The sequence below is a fragment of the Acinetobacter sp. 25-47-122 genome, assembly GCF_056779695.1.
The window spans coordinates 80,960-99,199 of record NZ_JBWYIJ010000004.1; the positions used below are offsets into that span (position 1 = coordinate 80,960).

Consider the following 18,240-nt stretch of genomic DNA (forward strand, 5'->3'; position numbering starts at 1 on the left):
GCATCTGCTGATAAGCTTAGCAGATCAACATGATTTGACTTATCACAATGCCTGCTTTTCTTATCACTGAACTAAAAATACCGCTAGTTGAACTAACGGTATTTAAAACATGACTTCGTCTGTTTAATCAGGATTACTGCTGTGATTTCACTTCAGCAATTAATTGATCCACGACCTGTGGATCTGCCAAAGTTGAGGTATCGCCCAAACTATCTAGCTCATTAGCGGCAATTTTTCTCAAAATTCGGCGCATAATCTTGCCTGAACGTGTTTTTGGTAATGCTGGCGCCCAATAAATTGCATCTGGTGTAGCCACAGGTCCTAAAACTTTTCTTACCCAACCTACTAGCTCTTTCCTGAGTTCTGCTGACTCTGGCGTATCTGCCTGTAAAGTTACATAGGCTGCAATCCCTTGACCTTTGATGTCATGTGGCATACCCACAACGGCTGCCTCTGCAACATGTTCATGTGCAACCAATGCACTTTCAATCTCTGCAGTCCCCAAGCGGTGTCCCGAAACGTTCAGAACATCATCCACTCGCCCCGTAATCCAGTAATAACCATCTTTATCACGGCGTGCACCATCTCCCGTGAAATAATTCCCTGGATAAGTTGAGAAATATGCCTCGATAAAACGATCTGGATCACCCCAAATGGTACGCATTTGTCCTGGCCAAGAATCTTTGATCACCAAATTACCTTCAGCCTCTCCTTCTAGCTCTTTACCATCAGCATCAACCAAAGCAGGTTGTACACCAAAGAATGGGCGTGTTGCAGAACCAGGTTTAAGTGCAGTTGCGCCCGGTAAAGGCGAAATCATGAAGCCACCTGTTTCAGTTTGCCACCATGTATCTACAATTGGACAACGACTTTCACCAACTACGGTGTAGTACCAGTTCCAAGCTTCAGGATTAATTGGCTCACCGACGGAGCCCAACAAGCGTAAACTACTACGGTCACTTTCACGGATAAATGCATCACCTTCACGCATCATCGCTCGGATCGCCGTTGGTGCCGTATATAAAATTGTGACGTTGTGCTTATCTACAATATGTCCTGTGCGTGCCCAAGTTGGATATTGTGGAACACCCTCAAACATCAATGTTGTCGTCCCATTTGAAAGCGGACCATACAACACATAAGAATGACCAGTAATCCAACCGACGTCAGCGGTACACCAGAAAATATCGTCTTGTTTTAAATCAAATACTTCCCTAAAGGTAAAGTTCGCGTAAGTCAGATAACCGCCTGTAGTATGTAGCACACCTTTAGGTTTACCCGTTGAGCCTGAAGTATATAAAATAAACAACGGATCCTCTGAATTCATTGGTTCAGGTGGACAGATATCTGTGACTGTCATGATTTCCATGTGATACCACAGGTCACGCCCTTTATGCATCGTGATTGGGTTACCAGTACGATGTACCACAATGACATTTTGTACAGAACTCGTCCCGTCAAGCTCCATCGCTGCATCAACGTTTTCTTTCAGTGGAATTGGCTTTCCACCACGCATGCCCGAGTCTGCTGTAATGATGACTTTTGCTTGGCTATCATCAATACGACTTGCTAAAGAATCTGGTGAAAAACCTCCAAACACCACGCAATGTACCGCACCAATACGTGTACATGCCAACATCGCAATGGCTGCTTCAGGGACCATTGGCATATACAGAACAACACGGTCGCCTTTGGTCACGCCATGCTTCTTGAGAACATTGGCAAAACGACAAACTTCATCGTGTAATTCTTCAAATGAAATAATTTTATGGCGTGATGGATGATCACCTTCCCAAATAATCGCAGGTTTATGTGGGTGTTCTTTTAAATGTCGATCGAGACAGTTTTCACTGACATTTAATTGGCCATCTGCAAACCATTCAACTTTGTAATTCTCTTTATCAAAGTTGGTATTTTTGACTTGTGTAAAAGGCTTAATCCAGTCTAGTTTCTTGGCTGCTTCGGTCCAAAATGCTTCGGGGTTTTCAATAGATGCTTTATACCGCTCGAAATATTGCTCTTCATTGGTTCGTGCAGTTTTTTTAAAAACTTCGGGTACTGGATATATTTCATTCATAATTCGCATCCTTGATTTATGTTTCTCATCTCGAGAGTTGTCTTGATCATACTGATCATTTTTTGTCTTATATCTTGAGTATGACTATACTTTAAAATTTCAAACAATCATGCTTTGGTCGTAGACTGAGCATTCATTTATTTCAAAAGTTATCCGTATCTTCTTGCCAATTGAACAACCTAAAATATCTAACAATCAATGATCCGAATCATTGCTGATCATCATTCCTAAGCAAGTAAAATCTGTCGTTGTCAAAAAACTCCATTTTTTTATCAATAAATACCATTTCGATTTTTTTGTTGGACAAGGTGCTGAATGTTTATAAAAACATGCAATTTTTTTGTTATTTTCAGTTTATTCAATGAATAAAAATGACGATAAAACCTGCGAACGTGATTTTTATTCACTGTATTTTCAGGCAAAATGTAAACATTCAATACATTTGGAACACTCGTGGCTGAACAACAAAATTCTTTGAGTCAGGTGGCTCAAGGTACGACTCAACTTCTACAAGATGCAAGTGAGAAAACGGCTCAAACCGTCATTGCACATACTGCGAAATACAATGATGCATATACCACCATTGATAAAATCATGGATGGCTTTTGGGAACGAATCCCTTATATCTGTATTGCTTTGATTGTATTTACCTTATTTTGGTTGTTGTCTAAGCTGTTCAAATTATTTGTCAGAAAAGCACTTTCAGAGCGTTCATATACCAAACAAAATTTAGTGCTCGTCCTCAACCGCGTCGGTAGCTCTTTTATTATTTTCTTTGGCTTCTTAATTGCGATGGTTATTGCAATTCCAGGGTTTACACCTGGACAGCTGATGAGTGCACTGGGGATCGGATCTGTCGCAATTGGTTTTGCATTTAAAGATATTTTTCAAAACCTGCTCTCTGGTATCTTAATTCTACTCGGTGAACCCTTCAAAATTGGCGACGATATCATTGTGAATGGTTTAGAGGGGACCGTTGAAGATATTCAAATTCGTGCAACCTACTTACGTTCACCTGATGGTCGCCGTATCGTCATTCCCAACGCAACGGTTTATACCAATGCAGTTACTGTTAATACGGCATATCCACGTCGTCGTTGTGAATTCGTGGTCGGTATTGGTTACGAAGATGATGTTCAAAAAGCGAAAGATATTATTTTGAGTATTTTAGACCGGGATCAACAAATCCTCAGTCAACCTGCATTTAGCGTGAATGTCTCTGCCTTAGCTGATTTCTCAATCAACCTCACTGTACGTTGGTGGGTGAATACGGGTGAAACTGCGACATCTACATCTATTAGTTTAGTTCAAGAAAAAGTGATTCAAGCTTTTGCTGAACATGAAATCTCGATTCCATATCCAGTTCAAGAGGTTAAAGTCTATCGCGGAGATTCTTCACAAGAAGATGAATCACCACGTGCTAAACAGACGACCTAACACATAAGGAATCACCGTCTCAGTACGAATAATTCGGTTGCCTAAGCTGACAGCTTGGCAGCCGTTTTTTATGAGTAAATCAATCTCATAAGGAATATAACCACCTTCAGGCCCAATCAATATCGTACACGGGTGCTCAATCGCATGAGGCATACTGTGGGTTGCATAAGGATGTGCTACATAAGCTGGTCGTTCAACGGAAATCATTTGAGGAAGAACATCTTCCACAAAAGGTTTAAAGCGTTTATACATTTCGATTTCAGGTGGAAATGTATCACCCGCTTGTTCTAAGCCCAGTTGAACATAGTGATCAATTTGTTGTAAAAATGGTGTTTGCCAATAGCTTTTATCGACCCGATAGCTGTGCAGCAAAATGATTTTTTCTACGCCTAAAGTTACAGCATCTTGAATCAATCGTCTCAATACTTTCGGTCTAGGCATAGCAACGATTAACGTTACAGGTAATTTCTTCGGTACAGGCTCTTCATAAAGTGGCTGAATTAAGATTTTCCTTTCAGAAATTTCTATGACCTCAGCTGTATATCGACCAGCACCTCTAATACCAACCTTTAAAGTATCTCCAATTTTAATATCAAGTTGATGCTTCAGATGCTCAATTTGGCGTGCAGATTGAATCGTCCAGAGGTCATCCTGTGCTGATGCAGGATCAAGCAATACAATATTCATATACTTAAAAACTAAAGGTATTGATTCAGGACATGAATATGTTTTTGCAATGACCCTGTATTCCGTTGCATGATCTTTTGAGCCTGATTTTGTACTGCTAAAATCGTTTCATCCTGAGATAAGCACTGAATAAGATGATTCACCACCTCTTCCGTAGTTTGACCGATTAGAATCCCTTTTTCTTCCACAAATTCATCGACAATGGTTTGAAAGTTAAAGTAGTTCGGTCCAATCACAGTCGGGACATTGAGTGATATTGGCTCTAAGATATTATGCCCACCGCCAGGTTCATTTAATGATCCACCCACAAAACTTGCTTGGCTCAATGCATACCAAATCCACATTTCACCCATACTATCAGCAAGATAAACTTGTGTATCAGCCTCAATGATTTCACCTAAACTACGTCGATGCATTTTTAACTCATGACTTTGAATGGCTTGTGCAACTTCATCAAAACGTTCTGGATGACGCGGTACAATAATCAGCAAGACGGCAGGATGATCATTTAAATAATCTTTAAACTTAGATAACAGATTTTTCTCTTCAGGATGATGTGTGCTTGCAATCGTAATAATTTGGCGTGCTTGCAAATCCCAATCTTGATGAATTTGTTGCGCTTTCAATAGCATTTCTTCGGGCGCATGAATATCAAACTTAATACTACCCACTGTTTGACTATGCGCTGTAGCAGCACCTAAAGCCCTAAATCGATTCAGTGAAGCTTCATCTTGAGCCAAAAGTTGAGTCAGACCGCTGAGCATAGGCTGAGTAATACTTGGTACTTTGGCGTATCCTTTTGCTGACTTTTTAGATAAACGTGCGTTCACCAAAAAAGTGGGTATTTTACTAATTTTCGCCTGATCAATTAAATTGGGCCATAGTTCTGTTTCAACCAAAACCAACATTTTGGGTTGATATTTTTTAAAAAAAGCACTGACTAATTTTTTTTGATCTGCAGGTAAATATACTGCTTGAAAAAGATCTACATATGGTGCTTTTGCAAATAAGGATTTAGCTCGTGCCTGACCTGTTTTGGTGGTATTCGAAACCAACACAGCATACCCAAGCTTTAAATAATGTTCTATCAGAGGTTGTGCAGCATTGGTTTCTCCAACTGAAACCACATGAAACCATATCGCATTAAGATTTTTTGGAGATTGAAACGGACCGAAGCGCTCTAAGCACTCTTGATGAAATTGCTCAATATTGTCTGCTCGCTTTTTTATACGCCATTTATAAATTGGCTTTAGTAAAGCCAATGCTGCGTTATACCAAAATGGAGTTGTCAAAACGTAAGACCTCGAGCATTCTTAAAAAAATAGGGCATGACCACGAAGTTGAGATCATACCCTGCGAATTTTTTCGGTTCAAATACTTATCTTAAATTTCAATTTCCTTGTAAAAAAGGATAATCGATATAGCCTTCAGCCACATTCGTCCCGATCATATTTTCTAACTTTAATTCATTCAAAGGAGCATTCTGTACCAAACGCTCATATAAATCAGGATTGGCGATATAATCTTTACCAAAAGACACTGCATCAGCTTGACCTGAAGTGAGAAGTTGTAAAGCATCCTCTCGACTTAAACGCATATTGGCAATAAAAGGAATACCTTGTCCACGCGCTTTTAATTCTTGACTAATACTGTCTTCTGCCAAATATTCACGTGTAAAGAAAAATGCAATGTTTCTTTGACCGAGTTGTTCTAACACATAACCAAAAGTTTCACGTGGATCATCATCACCCATATCGTGTTCATCACCACGAGGAGCTAAATGTACACCTACTCGACCAGCACCCCAAACTTCAATTAGCTCATCCACGACTTCTAACAAGAAACGCGCACGATTTTCCACCGAGCCACCATATTCATCTTCACGCTGATTGGTTTTCGATTGCAAGAATTGATCAATTAAATAACCATTCGCCGCATGCAATTCCACACCATCAAATCCTGCCTCTTTAGCACGAATTGCTGCTTGTTTATATTGCGCTGTAATCGCATGAATTTCAGAAATTTCTAATGGATGTGGCAAGACATAAGGACGTTTCGGACGCAACAAACTGACATATCCGGCTTGTTGAACAGCACTCGCCGAAACGGGTATATCACCCTTCAGTAAATCTGGATGTGACACACGTCCAACATGCCAAAGCTGAGCGACAATTAAGCCATTTTTTTCATGAACAGCTTGGGTTACTTTCTTCCACCCTTCCACTTGAGCATCAGTGAATAATCCTGGCGTATTTGAATAACCATTCGCCTCCTCAGAAATTACGGTCGCTTCTGAGATAATTAATCCACTACTTGCACGTTGCGCATAATACTCAGCCATCATTTCTGTTGGTACACGATCATCTGTCGCACGACTACGCGTTAAAGGTGCCATAACCACGCGATTTTTGAGCTTTAATTCACCAAAGACTACTGGGCTACTAAAATCAGTCATTCATTTATCCTCTTCACTCATTATCGTTAGAGTGATTGTTGAAGGTGTTCTGCAAAACTTTTTATCAGTGCTTCATTACGAGAAAAATAAGACCATTGACCATGCTTAGTAACATGAACCAAACCTGCTTGTTGTAAAACAGATAAATGATTAGACATGGTTGACTGAGATACATCTGCAATTTTTTCAATCTGTCCTGCACATACGCCACGACTAAAATCTTGCACGCACTCATCTTGTGGAATAAAGCGCTCTGGATCTTTTAAACATTGTAAAATTTGGCGGCGTATCGGGTTCGATAAGGCTTTAAAAATTGCTTCAGTATCCATCTCATTTCACTCAAGTTAATGATCTGCACTGTGCTGAACTCATTATATCGATTTTTATAGATATTAATATCGAATTATTACGATATTTAACAAATCGAGTTTATGAATGACTGTGCCGAATAATTCTGATTCTAACATTGAACTGATTTAATCTAGCAAGCTTCGTGTTAGAACAAAAAAAGCAGGGCTTTTACCCTGCTTTTTTTAAAAAAATATTAAAGCCCTTGTTTCAAACTAGCTTCAATAAATTTATCAAGATCACCATCTAACACGGCACCCGTATTTGAATTTTCAACGCCAGTACGTAAGTCCTTAATACGTGAATCATCCAACACATAAGATCGAATTTGGCTCCCCCACCCAATATCCGATTTAGAATCTTCTAGTGCTTGAGCTGCTTCATTACGCTTATTCATTTCCAATTCGTACAATTTAGCACGAAGCTGTTTCCAAGCATGATCACGGTTAGCGTGTTGTGAACGCTGGTTCTGACAAGCCACCACAATTCCAGTTGGTGCATGGGTTAAACGCACGGCAGAATCTGTTTTGTTAATGTGCTGACCACCTGCACCTGAAGCACGGTATGTATCCGTACGGACATCTGCTGGATTGATCTCAATTTCAATGTTGTCATCAATTTCTGGAGACACAAAAACCGCTGAGAATGAAGTGTGACGACGGTTGCCTGAGTCAAAAGGTGATTTACGAACTAAGCGATGTACACCTGATTCAGTACGTAACCAGCCATAAGCATATTCGCCTTCTACACGAATAGTTGCCGATTTAATCCCAGCCACATCACCGTCAGATTCTTCCATTAACTCAGCTTTAAAGCCATGACGCTCAATCCAACGTAAGTACATACGTAATAGCATAGATGCCCAATCTTGAGCTTCAGTACCACCTGACCCCGCTTGAATTTCGACATAGCAAGGATTTGGATCCATTGGATTACTAAACATACGTCTGAATTCAAGTTTAGCCAGTTCAGCCTCAGCTGAATCAAGTTCTGCTTGAACATCTGCAAGCATTTCTTCTTCATCCGCTTCTACAGCAAGATCAAGCATCGCTTGTGCATCATCAAGTTGTGTTGCTAAACCATCTAAAACATTTAAAACGTTTTCGAGCTCACCTTTTTCTTTCGCCATCGCTTGAGCACGATTTTGATCATTCCAAATTGCTGGATCTTCAAGTTCGCGGAGAACCTCCTCTAAACGCTCTTTCTTTAGATCGTAGTCAAAGATACCCCCGTAGTGTTTGACCACGTTCGCTCAAGTCTTTTAGCTGGAGAAGATAAGGATTAATTTCCACGGTGTAGATCCTAAATATGTCTATATCAAAATTGCCAATATTTTAACACAGCCAAGTAAAACTTGAGAGTTTGCTTTTTTATTCAATATTCTCTTGACCATTGTTTAGTTATTATTAACAATACATTTAATTATTAAAAAATACTTACTTTATTTTTACAACAATAAGCAGAGACTTATGAAAATGAACAAAACCTATTTGGCTTTGGCCATCCTCCCTTTGACAACTTCAGCCATGGCCTACCAAGCTCAAATTGATGCTGGATATACCTATTTTGACCATGATAGTCTCAAGGTTGATTATCACGGTGTATTTGAAACAGAAGGTACTTATTACTTCAAAGCAGTTGATACTGAAAATAAACCACTTAATGAGGCTGCATTTCTTGGCCACCATAATCGCGTTTCAGCGAAATATAGTTTTCAGCATATTAAAGACGATAAAGTGTATATAAATGATACAGTTGCGCAAAGCAAACAAGAGCTGCACGGCTATTCAATAGGGGGAGAATATTATATTGATCAACTGTACTTCACAGGTGAGGTCGGTCGTCAACATTATAAAGTGGAGTCACGCTCAAGCTCACTAAACGGTTCATCTCATGCTAAGCAGCGTTTCGATCTAACCACCTATAGAGCTCTCGTTGGTTATACTCCTATTCAAAATTTACTGATAGCAGTAGGTATTAATGCTTATAAAGGTGAAGGCTTTGATGAAAATGCTTTTGCTTTAAAAGCCAAATATGTCACCCCATTAGGCCAAAATGGTCAATATCTCAATTTAGAATTGGATGGTAGCTTTGGACATGATATTGATTCGATTACATTTGGTGGGGATTATTATTTAACTCAACGCTTAAGCCTAGGTAGTGCTTATACGCGAGATACGAATAGCACTAGTAAAATTCATAAAGACGAATACCAATTACGTGGCAAATACTTTATCAATAATAACCTCTCTCTTGGGAGTATTTTAAGATTCAGTGATGATGAAAATAAGTTTAATGTAAACGGAACATATCGATTCTAATTCCATTCAACATGGGGAAGTAGCAGTGCCAAAACTGCTACTTTCGTTCAAATTGCATACAATTCATATTCAAAAACAACATAAAATGACTAAAACACCTTATCTTTCACATGAATTAACATGATTTTTTATTTTTTAAAATCAATAATTTAAAGTTTTATTTTTACATAAAAATTACACAAGATACATTACTGTTACTTTTGCTTGATTGATCCTTCATGATTTTCCCCTACACTGAACTTGTAACAAAAAATGTATTAACAACTAACTCTATTGAGGGGAAGTATCCATGAAAAAATTAGCAATCGCGTCTGCACTTCTTTCTGCTTTAGCTGTAACTGGAACTGCAAATGCATATCAAGCTGAAGTAGGTGCTTCTGCAGGTCTTATCGATCCTGATAATGGTAGTACAAGTGGTTCATTTGGTGTTGATGGTACTTATTATTTCCAACCAGTTCAAACACGCAATGCTCCACTAGCTGAAGCTGCATTCCTTGATCGTGCAAGTAATGTAAATGCGAAATACCAATACAGCGAAGTTGGTGATGATGAAAGACATCAATACGGCGTAGGTGTTGAATACTTCGTACCTAATTCTGATTTTTATGTAAGCGGTAATGTTGGTCGTGATGATCGTAAATTTGATATTGGACCTGATTTTGATGAGACAGTTTATGGTGCTGAAGTAGGTTATTTGCCTGCACCTGGCTTATTAATTGCAGCAGGTCTTAAGGGTTACGATAACGACTATGATGATGGTGTTGACCCAACATTACGTGCTAAATATGTAACTACATTGTCTAACGGTAAAGATATCAACTTAGAAGCTGGCGCTGCATTTGGTGACCTTGATGAATATAATCTAGCTGCTGATTACTTCATCGATAAAACTTTAAGTGTTGGTGTAGATTACTATAGTAAAGATACTGGTCCTGCAGATACAAACGAGTTTGGTGTAAGCGCACGTAAATTCTTCACACCTCAAGTAAGCTTAGAAGGTCGTGTAGGTTTTGGTGAACTTGCGAATAATGATTACAACAAATTCGGTTTAGCTGCTAAATATCGCTTCTAATATCTTGATTAAGATTTAATGTTTCTTAAAAGCCCATCTTAATGATGGGCTTTTTTTGTGCAAAAACCCGATGGAATGTCATTTTATGTACATTGACTCATCCCCTTTTGTTCTTACAATAGAAACCAGCTGTCACAAAACAGTCATATTTCTATAACAAAGAGAGTCAATATATGTTTAAAAAAATTACACTTGCGACTGCACTTATTGCAAGCTTAGGAACTGCACATGCGTATCAAGCTGAAGTTGGGGCTACAGCCAAATTGATCGATCCTGATAATGGTAGCAATTCTGCAGGTTTTGCGCTTGATGGCACATATTATTTTAATCCTGTTCAAATCAAGAACTCTCCATTGAACGAAGCTGCATTTTTAAATCGTTCGAGCAACGTGAATGCAAAAGTATCTTATGACGACTTTGATGTAGTCGAATACTGGAATTATGGTGTTGGAATTGAATACTTTGTTCCAAATACTGATTTCTATCTAAATGCCAATCTTTCTCAGGAAACTCAAAAAATACCTAACACCCCTGATAATGATGTCACAAACTATAAAATTGAAGCTGGTTATTTCTTAGCACCATCTTTATTGGTCGCAGCTGGTTTACGTGGTTGGGATGATGACAACGATGATGGTATTGACCCTACTATTCGAGCAAAATATGTCACTCAAATTGGCGCAAACGATGTGAATTTAGAGGCTGGTGCTGCATTTGGTGATTTAGACGAGTTCTCTTTAAGAGGCGATTATTACATTGATAAAACACTCAGCGTGGGTGTCGACTATTTCAATCAAGATTTCAACGGCGGATCTTTTGATGAATTTGGTGTAAATGCTAAAAAATTCTTCAATCAGCAAGTAAGTGTCGAAGGTCGAATTGGTTTTGCAGATGACGGTAATACCTTTGCTGTACGTGGTGCATACCGCTTCTAATCTTTGAGTGCTAAAAACCGCTCTGATGAGCGGTTTTTTTATTGATGCATATGTACAATGCGCATTTGTAAACTGGTATTACCATTAAAGGTATTTTTATCCAGCTCATAGACCAAGCGAATTTCATTGAGCATCGGATCAAACTGATATTTATCTGCTGCGTTAAAGGCGATTGCCTCTACCACTTGACCATTTTCTAAAGCTACACGCAGTTTCAAGTGCTGATCCTTAAGCCAGCGATAATCCAAAATTTTAAATATTCCCTCGAATACAGGCGCAGGAAACTTTTGCCCCCAAGGACTTAAATTTTGTAATACGTCCACCGTTTCAATTTGGAAAGCTGAAGCTGGCAACTCCCCATCCGTCCATAAAGTTGCAGTAAACAGACTTTCATCTTGACTGCCGATCAACTGCTCAAATACCTGCTTAAACTCAGCAAAATGTTCTTTTTTAATGGTCAATCCAGCTGCTGCTGCATGACCACCAAAATGACTAACAAGATACGGATATTGCTCAGCCACACGCTCAATCGCATCCCGAATATGAATTCCCTCAATTGAACGCGCTGAACCTTTGATATGAATGTCATCTTCATCACGGGCAAAAACGATACTCGGACGATGGAACTGCTCTTTTAAGCGTCCTGCCACAATTCCAATCACGCCTTGATGCCAATGTGGCTCAAACATAATTAACGCTGCAGGTATTGCATCCTTATCTAGCTGAATTTGATCTAATGCAGTCAATGCTTCTTGTTTAATCTTACCTTCTACCTGACGACGTTCCACATTGAGTTGATTCAGCTGTTCCGCTAAAGGATATGCTGTAGCCAAGTCGGATGCTAAGAGACATTCGATGCCAATGTCCATGGTTTCCATACGCCCTGCCGCATTAATTCGCGGTCCAATCACAAAACCTAAGTCTTGCGCTGTCAGTCCTGCAGGATCACGTTTGGCAATATCTAATAAGGCTGAAATCCCAGGGCGACATAATCCTTGTTGAATCCGCTTTAGACCACTGTCGATTAAGATTCGGTTGTTATAATCCAAACTGGCAACATCGGCATAGGTCCCAAGCGCAACCAAATCCAAATAGTTAGTCATTTGTGCAAAAGACTTGCCCATTTTTTTACGATGACTGGATAGGTTCGCCAACACATAAAAGGCAACTCCTACTCCTGCCAAAGCTTTACTTGGAAACTCACAACCGAGTTGATTCGGATTCACCACTGCCTCAGCCATAGGCGTTGGCTTGGTTGTGAGATGGTGATCGGTAATAATTACTTGCATCCCATGATCTTGAGCTTGCTTAACTCCATCATGACTTGAAATGCCATTGTCGACCGTAATCAACAAATCAGGCGTAAAGTTGGCAAACGCAAGATCTACAATAGCAGGTGTCAAACCATAGCCATACTTAAAGCGATCAGGGACTAAATAATCAACATCTGCCCCCATGTCACGTAGTGCAAGCATCATCAGTGCTGTACTGGTCGCACCGTCAGCATCATAGTCACCGACAATCACAATTTTTTTGTGTTGATCAATGGCTTGGTCGATCAACTGAATTGCAGCATCTAACCCCTTCATAGTTGGCGCTAATAAGTATTTTAATTTCAGTTCTAGTTCTTGTTCAGATTCAACGCCTCGACGTGCCAAAATTTCGGCAATAAATGAAGGCACGCCCTGAAAATTTTCAGGGCGTGTTAAAAATGGACGTTGCTTGATTTCAAATTTTGGCATTTATGGCATCAATCGTTGTAATTTCCACGCACCGTCGATTTTTTCATAACACAAACGGTCGTGCAAACGGTTTGGGCGACCTTGCCAGAACTCATAATAATCTGGCTCTATACGGTAACCACCCCAGAAGTCAGGCTTATCTAAAGTTTGTTGATCTGCCACACGCTCATGCAAATCATTAAAGCGTTGCTGTAGCTCGTCACGGCTCGCAATCACACCACTTTGTGGGGTACTAATATGCGCTGCAATTTGACTATCACGCGGACGCTTATGGTAATAATCAGCGGATTCTTGTTCCGAAATTTTTACCACTCGACCTGAAATGCGAATTTGGCGTTCTTGTTCTGCCCAATAAAACAGAATTTGCGCATAAGGATTGGCTACTAAGTCGAGTCCTTTTTGGCTGTCATAATTGGTATAGAACGCATAACCATTTTCATCCGCACCTCGAAGTAATACGGTACGTACGTGCGGTCGACCATCGGCATTTGCCGTAGCCAATGACATGGCATACGGTTCGTGAAGCTGAGCTTCTAACGCATGGTTAAACCACAATAGAAACTGTTCATGTGGATCAGCATTCACTTGATCCTCATGTAATTCGCCTTTTTGATAATTTAGGCGCAGTTCACTGAGATCTTTAATCAAATCACTCATGAGTCAATCCCCGATTAAGCTGCTGCATTAGCACGTACAGCATCTGCCAAAGCATGTGCCAGTGCAGTCACTTCTTGAAGATTATCACCTTCAACCATCACACGAATTACAGGTTCAGTCCCTGACTTACGAATCAGTAATCGACCACGACCTTTAAGTTGCGCTTCGGCTTTGGCAAATTCTGCAGCCAATGCAGGTACTGAGTATGGATCAAACATTGCATCTAAACGGACATTTACAAGCACGTTTGGCAGTAATTTAAAGTCAGCAACCAACTCATGCAATGCTTTCTTCTGTTCAACCATGACAGTTAAGACTTGTAGGGCTGCAATAATCGCATCACCTGTGGTGCTCTTGTCTAGAGTTAAAATGTGACCTGAAGGTTCACCACCAATAACCCAACCGTTTTCCTCTAAACCTTGCAATACATAACGGTCACCAACTTTGGCACGTAGCAGTGGAACTTCTGCTTTTTCAAGTGCTAATTCAAGTGCCATATTGCTCATGAGCGTACCGACAATACCGGCCGGTTTATTGGCACTTTGTGTCGCCAAGATATATAGAATATGATCGCCATCAATCAGCTTTCCATTCTGATCCACTAGAATGACACGATCTGCATCGCCATCAAATGCAATACCCAAATCTGCTTGGTGATCAACTACAGCAGCTTGCAAACTCTCAGGATGAGTTGAGCCACAGCCTTGGTTAATATTCAAACCATTCGGTTCATTATGAATCGCAATCACTTTGGCACCGAGCTCACGGAATACCGCAGGACCCACGTTATATGCTGCTCCATTGGCACAGTCGACGACAATTTTTAAATTGTTTAAATCGTAATGGTATGGGAACGTTGATTTACAAAATTCAATATAACGACCTGGAGCATCATCAACACGCACACTTTTTCCTAGACTCGCAATATCATCAATGACAATATCTTTCTCGAGTTCAGCATTAATCTCATCTTGAAACTCGTCTGGTAATTTTTTTCCTTCTGAAGAAAAAAACTTAATGCCATTATCATGATAAGGGTTATGTGAAGCTGAGATGACAATCCCTAAACTGGCATGCAAAGCACGAGTTAAATGAGCAATGGCAGGCGTAGGTAATGGACCCAATAAATGCACATAAACACCAGCTGCGTTTAAACCCGATTGTAAAGCCGCTTCTAAAATATAACCTGATAAACGAGGATCTTTGCCCATCACCACAATCGGTTTATTTCTTTTTGTTCTACGCTTAAGTACTTTACCCGCAGCAAACCCTAATTTGAGTGCAAACTCAGGTGTGATTGGAAATACACCGAATTTCCCACGAATACCATCAGTACCAAAATAACTCATTCATTCTCTCACTTCTTAGCGGGTGATTAACATCATCCTTTTTCAATGCGCACCACTTTACACCAAAATAAAAAAACCGTCATTTACATGACGGTTTTTTTTAAAAATTGTTTTATAACAGGCAATTAACCAACACGGTAATTCGGTGCTTCTTTAGTAATGGTCACATCGTGAACGTGTGATTCAGACATACCCGCAGACGTGATTTTCACGAATTTCGCATTTTGACGAAGATCTTCAATCACTGCAGAGCCTGTATAACCCATAGATGAACGTAAACCACCCATCATTTGATGCACGATGTTGCCCATTGGCCCTTTGTAAGGTACGCGGCCTTCAATACCTTCTGGAACCAACTTCTCAGCACCTGCTTTAGAGTCTTGGAAATAACGATCCGCAGAACCTGTAGCACCCGCCATTGCACCCAATGAACCCATTCCTCGGTAAGCTTTGTAATAACGACCTTGGAAGAATTCAACTTCGCCTGGTGCTTCTTCAGTACCAGCAAGTAAAGAACCCACCATAATCGTACTTGCACCTGCACCGATCGCTTTTGCCATATCACCTGAGAAGCGGATACCACCGTCTGCGATCAATGGAATTTGATCTTTCAGTGCGTTAGCAACAGAATCGATCGCCGAAATTTGTGGCATACCAATACCTGCAACAATACGAGTCGTACAGATTGAACCAGGACCGATACCTACTTTCACAGCATCTGCGCCTGCATCAAGTAAAGCCAATGCAGCATCGCCAGTAGCAATGTTACCGCCAATGACTTGAACTTGTGGGTAGTTGGCTTTAACCCAACGTACACGCTCGATAACACCAGCAGAGTGACCATGTGCAGTATCGACTACAATCACGTCAACACCCGCATCAACCAATGCTTCAACACGGCTTGGAGTTTCTACACCTGTACCAACTGCAGCACCCACACGTAAACGACCTAAGTCATCTTTACAGCTATTTGGATAAAGCTCAGCTTTATTAAAATCTGTTACAGTGATTAAACCTTTTAGTTCGTTGTTTTCGCCAACAACAATCACTTTCTCAATGCGATTTTTTTGAAGAAGTGCCTGAATGTTTTCTTTCGATTCACCTTCACGAACAGTGACCAAACGATCTTGACCAGTCATGATGTTGCTTACTGGCTGTTCAAGATTAGTTTCAAAGCGTGTATCACGACCTGTCACAATACCAACTACTTTGCCATCTTTCACCACTGGCACACCGCTGATATTGTTCGCTTGCGTAATTGCGATTAACTCACGCACAGTCGTTTCAGGGGTTACTGTAATTGGATCTTTCACCATGCCTGCTTCGAATTTTTTAACACGACGTACTTCAGCAGCTTGCGCTGCAATATCCATATTTTTATGAAGGATACCAATACCGCCATTTTGTGCCATTGCAATTGCCATACGGGATTCAGTCACCGTATCCATTGCTGCAGACACAAGAGGGATATTCAAATTAATGCCGCGAGTTAAACGTGTCTTTAGAGAGACATCTTTTGGGAGAACAGTAGAGTAGGCAGGGAGTAATAGGACATCATCAAAAGTTAACGCGTCTTGAACGATGGTCAACATAACAGTCTCACTGGTAATTTCCGTGCGCCATTATATACAAATTTTAAGGTAAATTTCATTTCTTATTATCGACAATTTTATGAAATTTACCCATCACCCCTATTTTTATACAATTTACTATCCGAGAAAATCATAATAAGAGCATATAAAACAGAAACATATTTTAAATCATTCAAATTAACTGACCTGATCGTAATCGTCATCATTCGACGATGGAACAATTTCAATATCAATTAATGGGATCAGATGATGGGCTTGTCGAGCTTTGGCACATTGCGCATCTCCGGCTTGGACCTCTCTACACGATGAACTGCGAACCGTATAAATCGAGCAAGAGACCTGCTTCCCTATTTCTCCTTCTAGAGCAACGCATCGCGGGTTAGTTTGATTCGTCCCCACCATACAAGCATATACAGGGTTAATATCCTCAACCATCTCGGTAGGGATGTTCATCGCTTCCGCACCATAAAATGAAACACGGAAATAGGCACAACAAGCACCACAACTTAAACACGCATCCTGTGCAGAAATCTGAGAGAGCATTTTTAAATCTCTTAAAAATAATTTTTTAGTGACGAAATCCTAAAAAAATTTAATTTCAAAAACAAGATTTATTTTTATTATATTTATTTACTAATCAATAACTTCCATTAAAAAATGCACCATTATGAATCACTTTCATGGTGCATTATTTCAATACTATTTATAAATAAACTAAATCTTTTGAAGATTCAGATCTTTATGCGTATACAACCATTTATAAACAATAATGTTGCACTAAAGTGCCCACACCAATGACAAGGAAAATTATTGCGCCAATTTTGTGAATCAAGGAAATAGGTAATCGATTCGCCAATTTATCACCAATAAATACTGCCGGCGCATTAGCGATCATCATACCTAATGTCGTTCCAGCCATCACCCACCAGATACTGTCAAAACGTGCAGCAAGTGCCACTGTCGCAATCTGCGTTTTGTCGCCAATTTCAGCCAAGAAAAATAAAATAAATGTCGCTCCAAAAACGCCAAATTTTTGCCATTTTTGAATACTACCTGACTCATCCTCTAATTCATCAGGGACCAACATCCAAGCAGCCATAGCAATAAATCCTATTGCTAGAATCCACATGAGGATCTCGGGACTTAAAATTGTTGTAACCCATTGTCCTAGAGCAGCTGAAACCCCATGATTGACAATTGTCGCTAACAAAATAGCAATTAAGATTGGAACGGGTTTACGAAAACGTGCAGCAAGAAGTAAAGCCAACAATTGGGTTTTATCACCCATTTCAGCTAATGCGACGATACCTGTAGACAGAAGGAATTCATACATGATGTCTTTCTCTGGCTAGCATAACAAATACCAATGACCCACCACCCCTGCTAGCCAAAAATCTGCAGAATGGTAAATCAAAGGTCTTGCCAACAAAAGAAAGAAAGCTCGAAAGGAGCTCATTTGGTTCTTTGCTATGATGACCATGCTCGTTTTAGAGCAAATATGTTGACCATCACCTGTTCTGTTGCAGAACAGCGGCTACTCCCCAATGAAGTTTCTCCATTATAAGCCT

The 18,240-nt window shown here is 40.0% G+C and carries 16 protein-coding genes and 1 riboswitch; of the genes, 4 read left to right on the forward strand and 12 right to left on the reverse strand.

Going from position 1 to position 18,240, the window contains the following annotated elements; all coding sequences use genetic code 11:
* Positions 1-133: 133 nt before the first annotated feature.
* Positions 134-2,077 (reverse strand): acetate--CoA ligase, encoded by a 1,944-nt coding sequence (gene acs / locus AC1M9P_RS04810; RefSeq protein WP_481586862.1) that lies wholly within the window; start codon positions 2,075-2,077, stop codon positions 134-136.
* Positions 2,078-2,530: 453 nt separating this feature from the next.
* Here acs and AC1M9P_RS04815 point away from each other — a divergent pair, with 453 nt between their 5' ends.
* On the forward strand, positions 2,531-3,514 hold the full coding sequence (locus tag AC1M9P_RS04815; protein WP_481586863.1) for a mechanosensitive ion channel family protein: 984 nt from the start codon (positions 2,531-2,533) through the stop codon (positions 3,512-3,514).
* Here AC1M9P_RS04815 and AC1M9P_RS04820 read toward each other — a convergent pair.
* From AC1M9P_RS04820 to prfB, 5 genes are all read right to left on the reverse strand, one after another.
* On the reverse strand, positions 3,488-4,201 hold the full coding sequence (locus tag AC1M9P_RS04820; RefSeq protein ID WP_481586864.1) for a 16S rRNA (uracil(1498)-N(3))-methyltransferase: 714 nt from the start codon (positions 4,199-4,201) through the stop codon (positions 3,488-3,490). The genes AC1M9P_RS04815 and AC1M9P_RS04820 overlap by 27 nt on opposite strands.
* Positions 4,202-4,212: 11 nt before the next feature.
* The gene (locus tag AC1M9P_RS04825) at positions 4,213-5,493 is read right to left on the reverse strand and encodes a 3-deoxy-D-manno-octulosonic acid transferase (protein ID WP_481586865.1); all 1,281 of its coding nucleotides are present in this window, start codon (positions 5,491-5,493) and stop codon (positions 4,213-4,215) included.
* A 98-nt stretch (positions 5,494-5,591) separates the two neighbouring features.
* Complete coding sequence (locus AC1M9P_RS04830) at positions 5,592-6,656, reverse strand: alkene reductase (RefSeq protein WP_481586866.1); 1,065 nt, start codon at positions 6,654-6,656, stop codon at positions 5,592-5,594.
* A 26-nt stretch (positions 6,657-6,682) separates the two neighbouring features.
* Positions 6,683-6,985 (reverse strand): ArsR/SmtB family transcription factor, encoded by a 303-nt coding sequence (locus tag AC1M9P_RS04835; protein ID WP_035265803.1) that lies wholly within the window; start codon positions 6,983-6,985, stop codon positions 6,683-6,685.
* Positions 6,986-7,200: 215 nt separating this feature from the next.
* Positions 7,201-8,296 (reverse strand): peptide chain release factor 2 gene (gene prfB, locus AC1M9P_RS04840; protein ID WP_143047395.1). Its coding sequence is split into 2 segments (ribosomal slippage): positions 7,201-8,223 and positions 8,225-8,296, totalling 1,095 coding nucleotides; the frame shifts between segments, so codons are not numbered across the junction.
* 177 nt (positions 8,297-8,473) lie between these two features.
* Between prfB and AC1M9P_RS04845 the strand changes: the two genes are divergently transcribed.
* From AC1M9P_RS04845 to AC1M9P_RS04855, 3 genes are all read left to right on the forward strand, one after another.
* The gene (locus tag AC1M9P_RS04845; protein ID WP_481586867.1) at positions 8,474-9,325 is read left to right on the forward strand and encodes a putative porin; all 852 of its coding nucleotides are present in this window, start codon (positions 8,474-8,476) and stop codon (positions 9,323-9,325) included.
* A gap of 289 nt (positions 9,326-9,614) precedes the next feature.
* Complete coding sequence (locus tag AC1M9P_RS04850; protein ID WP_035265806.1) at positions 9,615-10,397, forward strand: putative porin; 783 nt, start codon at positions 9,615-9,617, stop codon at positions 10,395-10,397.
* Between the two features lie 173 nt (positions 10,398-10,570).
* On the forward strand, positions 10,571-11,332 hold the full coding sequence (locus AC1M9P_RS04855) for a putative porin (RefSeq protein WP_481586868.1): 762 nt from the start codon (positions 10,571-10,573) through the stop codon (positions 11,330-11,332).
* Positions 11,333-11,370: 38 nt separating this feature from the next.
* Here AC1M9P_RS04855 and recJ read toward each other — a convergent pair whose 3' ends face one another.
* The 6 genes from recJ to AC1M9P_RS04885 all read right to left on the reverse strand — a co-directional run bounded on the left by recJ (position 11,371) and on the right by AC1M9P_RS04885 (position 18,005).
* A complete protein-coding gene (recJ, locus tag AC1M9P_RS04860; RefSeq protein WP_481586869.1) occupies positions 11,371-13,074 on the reverse strand; it encodes a single-stranded-DNA-specific exonuclease RecJ in 1,704 nt (567 codons plus the stop codon).
* Positions 13,075-13,731: a pyridoxamine 5'-phosphate oxidase gene (gene pdxH / locus AC1M9P_RS04865; protein WP_481586870.1), complete on the reverse strand. Its 657-nt coding sequence runs from the start codon at positions 13,729-13,731 to the stop codon at positions 13,075-13,077.
* 14 nt (positions 13,732-13,745) lie between these two features.
* Positions 13,746-15,080 carry a phosphoglucosamine mutase gene (gene glmM / locus AC1M9P_RS04870; protein ID WP_481586871.1) on the reverse strand — a complete coding sequence of 445 codons (1,335 nt, stop codon included), beginning with the start codon at positions 15,078-15,080 and terminating at the stop codon, positions 13,746-13,748.
* 125 nt (positions 15,081-15,205) lie between these two features.
* Positions 15,206-16,672, reverse strand: coding sequence for an IMP dehydrogenase (gene guaB, locus AC1M9P_RS04875; protein ID WP_035265814.1), 1,467 nt, complete (start codon positions 16,670-16,672; stop codon positions 15,206-15,208).
* Between the two features lie 177 nt (positions 16,673-16,849).
* Positions 16,850-17,215 carry a YkgJ family cysteine cluster protein gene (locus tag AC1M9P_RS04880; RefSeq protein ID WP_179999146.1) on the reverse strand — a complete coding sequence of 122 codons (366 nt, stop codon included), beginning with the start codon at positions 17,213-17,215 and terminating at the stop codon, positions 16,850-16,852.
* A gap of 214 nt (positions 17,216-17,429) precedes the next feature.
* Positions 17,430-18,005 carry a TMEM165/GDT1 family protein gene (locus AC1M9P_RS04885; RefSeq protein ID WP_035265818.1) on the reverse strand — a complete coding sequence of 192 codons (576 nt, stop codon included), beginning with the start codon at positions 18,003-18,005 and terminating at the stop codon, positions 17,430-17,432.
* Between the two features lie 75 nt (positions 18,006-18,080).
* Positions 18,081-18,227, reverse strand: a riboswitch (yybP-ykoY riboswitch).
* Between the last annotated feature and the right edge of the window lie 13 nt (positions 18,228-18,240).

Bases quoted from the DNA above. Each gene is read 5' to 3' on its own strand.
- AC1M9P_RS04855 (WP_481586868.1), top strand. From the start codon at position 10,571: ATGTTTAAAAAAATTACACTTGCGACTGCACTTATTGCAAGCTTAGGA.
- AC1M9P_RS04820 (WP_481586864.1), bottom strand. From the start codon at position 4,201: ATGAATATTGTATTGCTTGATCCTGCATCAGCACAGGATGACCTCTGG.
- pdxH (WP_481586870.1), bottom strand. From the start codon at position 13,731: ATGAGTGATTTGATTAAAGATCTCAGTGAACTGCGCCTAAATTATCAA.
- AC1M9P_RS04835 (WP_035265803.1), bottom strand. From the start codon at position 6,985: ATGGATACTGAAGCAATTTTTAAAGCCTTATCGAACCCGATACGCCGC.
- AC1M9P_RS04885 (WP_035265818.1), bottom strand. From the start codon at position 18,005: ATGTATGAATTCCTTCTGTCTACAGGTATCGTCGCATTAGCTGAAATG.
- acs (WP_481586862.1), bottom strand. From the start codon at position 2,077: ATGAATGAAATATATCCAGTACCCGAAGTTTTTAAAAAAACTGCACGA.
- AC1M9P_RS04845 (WP_481586867.1), top strand. From the start codon at position 8,474: ATGAAAATGAACAAAACCTATTTGGCTTTGGCCATCCTCCCTTTGACA.
- guaB (WP_035265814.1), bottom strand. From the start codon at position 16,672: ATGTTGACCATCGTTCAAGACGCGTTAACTTTTGATGATGTCCTATTA.
- AC1M9P_RS04830 (WP_481586866.1), bottom strand. From the start codon at position 6,656: ATGACTGATTTTAGTAGCCCAGTAGTCTTTGGTGAATTAAAGCTCAAA.
- recJ (WP_481586869.1), bottom strand. From the start codon at position 13,074: ATGCCAAAATTTGAAATCAAGCAACGTCCATTTTTAACACGCCCTGAA.
- AC1M9P_RS04850 (WP_035265806.1), top strand. From the start codon at position 9,615: ATGAAAAAATTAGCAATCGCGTCTGCACTTCTTTCTGCTTTAGCTGTA.
- glmM (WP_481586871.1), bottom strand. From the start codon at position 15,080: ATGAGTTATTTTGGTACTGATGGTATTCGTGGGAAATTCGGTGTATTT.
- AC1M9P_RS04880 (WP_179999146.1), bottom strand. From the start codon at position 17,215: ATGCTCTCTCAGATTTCTGCACAGGATGCGTGTTTAAGTTGTGGTGCT.